The organism is Streptomyces sp. sk2.1, assembly GCF_008120935.1.
GTDB lineage: Bacteria > Actinomycetota > Actinomycetes > Streptomycetales > Streptomycetaceae > Streptomyces.
The window spans coordinates 1-6413 of record NZ_RDBO01000079.1 but is presented as its reverse complement, the minus strand read 5'-3'; the positions used below and the strand labels follow the sequence as shown (position 1 = coordinate 6413).

Annotated in this window: 7 protein-coding genes and 1 pseudogene; 3 read left to right on the top strand and 5 right to left on the bottom strand. The window is 72.6% G+C overall.

The window, feature by feature from the left end; all coding sequences use genetic code 11:
• Positions 1 to 828, bottom strand: an 828-nt coding sequence (locus tag EAO76_RS36475; RefSeq protein WP_148840531.1) for a serine/threonine-protein kinase, incomplete at its 3' end; no start/stop codon positions are given.
• A gap of 188 nt (positions 829 to 1016) precedes the next feature.
• Positions 1017 to 1445: a hypothetical protein gene (locus EAO76_RS36470; protein ID WP_148840528.1), complete on the bottom strand. Its 429-nt coding sequence runs from the start codon at positions 1443 to 1445 to the stop codon at positions 1017 to 1019.
• Positions 1446 to 1718: 273 nt separating this feature from the next.
• Here EAO76_RS36470 and EAO76_RS36465 point away from each other — a divergent pair, with 273 nt between their 5' ends.
• From EAO76_RS36465 to EAO76_RS36455, 3 genes are all read left to right on the top strand, one after another.
• Positions 1719 to 2063 carry a hypothetical protein gene (locus EAO76_RS36465; protein ID WP_148840527.1) on the top strand — a complete coding sequence of 115 codons (345 nt, stop codon included), beginning with the start codon at positions 1719 to 1721 and terminating at the stop codon, positions 2061 to 2063.
• A gap of 36 nt (positions 2064 to 2099) precedes the next feature.
• Entirely contained in the window at positions 2100 to 2348 is a 249-nt protein-coding gene (locus tag EAO76_RS36460; protein ID WP_148840526.1) for a hypothetical protein, read from the top strand.
• 980 nt (positions 2349 to 3328) lie between these two features.
• Complete coding sequence (locus tag EAO76_RS36455; protein WP_262376059.1) at positions 3329 to 3787, top strand: PH domain-containing protein; 459 nt, start codon at positions 3329 to 3331, stop codon at positions 3785 to 3787.
• Between the two features lie 112 nt (positions 3788 to 3899).
• On the opposite strand, the pseudogene EAO76_RS46880 reads toward EAO76_RS36455, so the two are convergent.
• From EAO76_RS46880 to EAO76_RS36440, 3 genes and pseudogenes are all read right to left on the bottom strand, one after another.
• Positions 3900 to 4058: pseudogene (locus tag EAO76_RS46880) on the bottom strand (transposase); the annotation flags it as partial.
• 580 nt (positions 4059 to 4638) lie between these two features.
• Positions 4639 to 5931, bottom strand: a complete 1293-nt coding sequence (locus tag EAO76_RS36445) for an ATP-binding protein (RefSeq protein WP_148840524.1) — start codon at positions 5929 to 5931, stop codon at positions 4639 to 4641.
• 196 nt (positions 5932 to 6127) lie between these two features.
• On the bottom strand, positions 6128 to 6413 hold a 286-nt coding region (locus EAO76_RS36440), incomplete at its 5' end, for a transposase (protein WP_148838094.1).

Sequence of the window (6413 nt, the reverse complement as noted above, 5' to 3'; positions counted from 1 at the left end):
GGTGTGGTGGAAGTCGTCGGACGGGTTCCAGTGGGAGGTGATCTGTTCGAGGAGTTGTGTGGTGGTGGGTCGGTCGGTGGGGGTTTTGGCCAGGCATGCGGTGATCAGGGTGCGCAGGGGGCCGTTGAGTGTGCCGAGTTGTGGCTCGGTGGTGACGACGCGGTAGAGGACTGCTGCTGGTGGGCCCTGGCCGAAGGGTTCGTGGCCGGTGGCGGCGAAGGCGAGTACGGCGCCGAGGGAGAAGACGTCGCTGGCCAGGCCGAGGGGGCTGCCTTCGGCTTGTTCGGGGGACATGAAGCCGGGTGTGCCGATGGCCGTGCCGGTTCCGGTCAGCGCGGTGGCGTCCAGGGCGCGGGCGATTCCGAAGTCGATCACTCGTGGGCCGTCCATGGCCAGCAACACGTTCGACGGTTTGAGGTCGCGGTGGAGCAGGTCCTCGGTGTGGATGGCCTGCAGTGCTTCGGCCAGTCCGGCTGCCAGGGGCCACATCGAGTCCTCCGGCAGGGGTGCGGTGGGGGTCACGGCTTCGGCCAGGGAGGGACCGTGGACGTAGGTGGTCGCGATCCATGGCAGGTCGTCGTCGGGGCCGGCCGCCACCACCGGTGCGGTGAAGGCGCCGCTGACCGCCTTCGCGGCGGCCACTTCTCGTTGGAAACGACGCCGGAACTCCGCCTGCCGCGCAAGATGCGGGTGCACCACCTTCACCGCCACCGCCTTGCCGCCCGGCGAGCGGCCCAGGAACACCTCGCCCATTCCTCCCGCGCCCAGCCGGCCGCGTAAGACGAAATCACGTACCCGTACCGGATCCCCGGCCCTCAGCGGCTCCATACCGCCCTCCATTCTGTTCACGGGACACACCCCGCCCGGGCCCCTACTCAACACCCGCTCGGCCACCAAGGACCACACCACCCCAGTCCCCGGTTCCCGGTTCCGGGTTGCCGGTTACGGGGCGGGCCCTCCCGCTGCCCGGACCGGGCCCTCGGGGGGCTTGCCGGGTCCCGGTGGCGGCCCGTCACCTACGGGGTACGGCTGTGCTTGCAGACGGCCTCGCGGCCGTGGTGGCCGGCCATCTTCCAGAGCACGCGCTCGTCCTGGCCGGACGGCTCGGGGAGCGTGGCGGTGAGCTGGAATTCCCATGCGCCCAGGGCGTCGGCCGCGGCCTCGGGCGTCACGCACGCCCGGCCCCGGTAGGTGTGCGTGTCGACGTCGGTGATCACGCCCGGCAGCCGGTGCAGCGCCGCGCGGGCGGTGCTGAGCGCGGCGGCCGCGTCGGCGATGAGGACGTCGCGGTGGGCGTCTTCCTGGTGGCCGACTGCGTAGGTGGCGGCGCGGTCGTCGTGCTGGTCGCCGTGTACGGTGCCGGTCGCCTCGCAGCCTTGCCTCTCGCAGGTCCACCGGGACCATGTGTCCCGGTGCTCCGTCCTGTAGCCCCTGCTGTACCCCACAGTGCTCCCCTTCTCCCGGGCCTGGGGGGTCAGTACATCAGCGGGGGTGGTGGTGTGCGGCGGACTCGTCGAGGGGTGGCCCGCAAAGGGTGACGGGCGGGCCGGTGCCGGTCCGGGCGGGTGAACTCTTTCCCTCGTGCACGCGGGCACGGATCTAACCGAGTACGCCCAATCTGGGCTGAAATCAACAAAGTTGACGTGCTTTGTGGCGATCTGTCACGGTGTGGCGCATCGGAGCCGACCGGGCGCCCGAGGAGCCGTGAGGAGATCATCGTGGAAGACCAGAACGAGGCGCCCGTGCGCGACGTGCAGGCGATCATGGAGGCCAGTGGGTACGTGCGGCACGGCGGTGTGATGGCGCGTGGCGGGTCCTACGTCTCCTGCATCTGTCCCAAGGCGCCGTGCGGGGGCGTCGCGGCCGACACCGAGCGCGCCGACTGCCCTGAGCACGCGCTGAATCCCGCTCAGGTGTGGCACTGGGCGGCCGAATGCCCCGGTGCCAGCAGCGCCTCGGCCTCGCCGCTCAGCCAGGCCGGGGAGGCCAAGCGCCGGCGGGGCATCGGCGCGGAAGTCGACGCGCTGGTCGGCGGGCACCAGGAGCTGACCGAGGCACCCTAGTACCCGTCCCGGCCCGGGGACCGGCTGCTGGTCACGGTGGAGGCCGCCGGGCAGAGCCCGCGCACGACCGAGCTGTACGAAGTCACCGAGGGCGGGGACGGGCTGGAGCTGCGCCTGATCGAGGTCGCACCCGAGGAGACCGCGGGTGGCTGGTACGCGGGGCCGCCCGAGATGTACGACACCGACCCGGTCGAGACACCCTGGATGGAGGCCGGCCCCGACCGGCACGCCCTGGCCCGCCCCGACACCGCCGCCCGCCACAGGCAAGAAAACAACACTGAGTAACAGCCCTCGGGATGGAGGTCGACCGGGCGTCGCATCGGCGGCCCGGCGGGGCCGTGGGCGCACCGTCAGGTCGTCGACCATCGCGCGAACGGCCCGGCAGCAGGTCAGGGACGTCGGCGGGGCGGGTACGCCAGCGGCCGGTCCTGGCCCGGGCCCGACGGCGCGAAGCAGCGGGGCGGGGACGGCCGACCGCTGGCCGTCGCGCAGCGGGAGCGTCCGCAGGGCGGCACGGGGCCCGGCAACAGCGAAGCAGGCGCGACGGAACGCGGGGCGGAGCGGCCCGGCCCGGCCCGGCGACGGGGCGCGGCCAGACCGTCGACCACGACACAGCCCGGCGCGGTGAGGCGGCGGCGACGGGGCCGGGCCGCCGGGCGGGGCCGGGGCGCGAGGTCGTCGACGTCGGCGCAACCGCCAAAACGACAACGTGCAGTTGCTGGCGGGAACGGGGCGGGGCCGGCGAGCTTGCACGGGAGCAGGGCGGCCGGGCGGCCGGGCGGCCGGGCGGCCGGGCGGCCGGGCGGGGCAGGTGTCGAGGCAGCTCGTCGAGTTCGCACTGGTGACCCAGGACAGCCCCGCGGCGGCGACGGGGCGGCGCGGGCGGCGGCTCGGCGGCAGATCCCGGCGGCGCGGCACCGGGCCGGGCCGTCGCCGCGGCAGGAACCCGAGGCGCGAGGTCGTCGACCACGGTACGGCGGCGGGCCAGGCCGTGGCCTGGCCATCGGCACGAGGGGAACCCAGGGCGTGGATTCCCCTCGCGTCAGCGGCCGCCCGGGCCTGACGGCGCGAAGCTGCGGGGCGGGGCGGGGCGGCCGGCCGTCGGCCGTCGCGCAGCGGGAGACGGCGGCAGGGTGGCAGGGCTGGCGCGACGGGCCGCAGCCGGGCCGTCGACCACGACACAGCCCGGCGCGGTAAGGCGGCGGGGCCGTGGCCGGGGGGTGCCCCTATGTGTTTGGTCAAGCTGTGTGGCCCACAATGCGGGCATGGATGACCAGGGCGGGGACTCGGTGTCGGTGTGGCGGGTGGGTGGGACGGCTCGCGTGGCGGGCTATGCCATCCCGGCCGTTGTCGGGGTGAAAGCGCTCTTCGGCTGGGCGGGTTGGGTTTCCTCTCCGGAAGCCGAGACGGCCCGGACGGCCGGGCTGTGGACAGGGCTGGCCGTCAGCGTCGCGTTGTTCTTCTGGTGGGCGATCCTCAGGGTCCGGCTTGAGGTCGGCCCTGACGGGATCGTGGCGGTCAACCCGTGGGGGACCCACCGCCTGGCGCTGGACGAGGTGGCCTCGGTGCGGCTTGGTGCGTGGGGCGCGGAGTTCCATCACGGAGACGGCTTCAAGACCACGGCCTATGCGCTGAGCGAGCTGGCCGCAGGAACCTCGCAGGACCGGCGCTTCGCGGAACTGCAGGCTGTTCTGGAGGCGAACCCCGATTCCTCACCGCGGTGACGCCTGGTAGAGACGGCGATCAGGAACTGGCTGGCCGCGGTTCGTAGAAGGTTCCGTCGCGGAGCATCGCGAACAGGACGTCGGCCCTGCGTCTGGCCAGGCAGAGCAGGGCCTGGACGTGGTCGGCCTCCCATACCTCGTTGCGCCACGTTCGCGGGCGTGTGGCGAACACGTCGTGGGCGCGGGCGGCCTGGGGGCCGTGGCGGTAGCTGGCTCTCTCCCCCGCAGTCAGGTCCCGGCGCACGGCGCGCAGGAACGTCGCCAGTGACGGGACCGGGTCCAGCAGTGGAACAGCCGCGAGCGGGGCGCCGCCCGGGAGTGCGTTGCGGGGTGGGCGGGGTGATGGCGCGGCCGGGCCAGAGGCGGAGGCGTCGGCGTCTGTGTCGGTGTCTGCCGGTGGCGAGGGTGAGATGGCTGGAGCGGGGGCCTGGCGGGCGCGGTCGAGGAGCTCGCGGTGGACCGCGGAGGCGTTGCCGTGCCAGTACGCCAGCAGCACCCGCAGCTCAGGGGTGATCTCGAAACGGCCGGTACGGCGGGCGCCAGGAGCGGCGGCGGTGGCGGGTGTGGTGGTGGCCTCGGCCAGCCACCGCCACACGGTGCGATCGGAGACGTTGAGGCACTGCGCGGTGGTGTGCACGTGGACGCGAGAGAGACGGCGTTCGGCGCGCAGCGTGAACAGGTGCCGTACGGCTGGGGCGCGCAGGGCGGTCAGCGACACCGCGTCCAGGGCGGGCCCGGCCTCGCCGGGCGCGGACGCCGGGGTGGGGGTGGTGTGGGAGGGCGTGGTGTTCATCGTGGTCCTTCCCGCGCGTGCGGGGGCTGCCCGGTGTGAAGGCGGGCAAGGGTGTGAGTCAGGGGCACGGGCCAAGGCGGGTACAGGCCTGGGCCAGGAGGGCGGCATCGACCGTGTGCTCGGGGTGGCGGTCCAGGGCGGCGTACGCGTGGGAGGTGATCTTCGCCCAGGTACGGAAGTTGCCGTGTGCGCACGTCTCGTCCGTATGCAGCAGATCGGTGTCGGTCGCGGTGTCCCACAAGGGGTGGAACAGACGCAGCACGCCGGGGACCTGCGCGGGATCCAGGCGTGGGACGTGCTGCCAGGTCAGCACGCGTGAGGCCAGGGCGGGAGCACGTGCCAGGGTGCGCTCGGCGCCCGCCCCGCACAGCACGAGCGAAGCCTGGGTCGTAGGCGCGTCCAGCAGCAGGCGGAGATAGTCCAGCTCGGGGGCGGCGATGCGCTGCACGTCGTCGATGACCAGCACCCCCGGGGCCTGGAACGCCTCGAGCAGCGCGCGGTCGGCCGCGTCCGTGCGGTTCGTCAACGAGGTGGCGGGCAAACCGAACGCGGTGAGCAGCGCGGCCCGTAGCTGCGGCAGCGCCGGTTTCACCGCCACCAGCGCGCGGTGCACCGGGATACGGCGCGGCAGCAGGGCCAGGGCCTGATGGACCGCGACCGTCTTACCGTGACCCGGGTCCCCGTACACGCACACGATCCCGCGCGCGGCCACGGTATGGGCGATCGCCTCGGTGACCACGTCGAGTTGCCGGGTGGAGACCATATGCGCGCCCGGCACGTACAGACGGACAGCATCCCCCGGCGACGCGGGCCGGGCCACGGGGGCGGGAACCGTCGCGTCGGTCTGTCCCACGCCGGAGCCGGGCGGGGCCTGGCCGGTCTCATCGACCGTTCCCGGCAGAGCCAGCTCGGCCAGGGCCCGGTCATAGCGGTCGGGATCCACGTGCCGTTTCCCGGGGCGCGTGCTCTGAAAGACCCGGCCCGCCCGGCGTTGCTCGCGTACCGCCCGGTGCATGGTCGCCAGCGAAGGCAGCGGCCCGGGCAAGGCGGAGTCGTCACGGGCTTGGGACAGCTGCCGGTGTAACTCGGAGACGTTCCCGTCCAGTTCTTCGAGCCGGGTCCACAGCGTGTCGTCGAGCAGGAACCCTCCACGTCGGTAGGCCGGCTCGGTCTGGCCCTTACGGGCCCTCGCGAGCCAGCGCCAAGCCGTGCGTACGGACACTCCGGCTGTCTGGGCCGCGATCCTAACGTGGACAGATTCCAGCGTGCCGGCCTCGTCCAGCGCGAGAAGCCGGCGTACCACCACCCGGCGTACCAGTCCTTTGTCCTGCGAAAGCGACGCGAGGGGCATGGTCTGGGCGGCAGCACGCCCCGTACCCGAACGCTCTCTCGGGCGGGGGCTGCAGACAAAGACGGTCGAGCAATCATGCCCATCAGCACACCCGGACCCCCGGACACCGTGCACAGGAATGAGCATCTACACGTCAGCCACCCACCAGCTGTGCTACACGCACTACGCAGCGCGTGACAGCCATTTACTGATCGTTTCAGAATGAGGTTCGGAGTCGTCTCAAACAGATGATGCTGCAGGCGAGTTGGAGCAGTCCGAGGTGGAGGTCGGCGCGTATCTCGTAGCGGATCCGCAGTCGTTTGAACTGGTGGAGCCAGGCGAAGGTCCGCTCCACGACCCAGCGCGTCTTGCCCAGCCCCGAGCCGTGCGGGACACCTCGACGGGCGATCTTCGGGGTGATGCCCCGAGCCCGCAGGATGCGGCGGTACTTGTCGTAGTCGTAGCCGCGGTCGGCGAACAGCCGTCGCGGCCGGTGACGAGGC

Coding starts and splice junctions, on each gene's coding strand:
- EAO76_RS36455 (WP_262376059.1), top strand. CDS start 3,329: ATGGATGACCAGGGCGGGGACTCGGTGTCGGTGTGGCGGGTGGGTGGG.
- EAO76_RS36445 (WP_148840524.1), bottom strand. CDS start 5,931: ATGCCCCTCGCGTCGCTTTCGCAGGACAAAGGACTGGTACGCCGGGTG.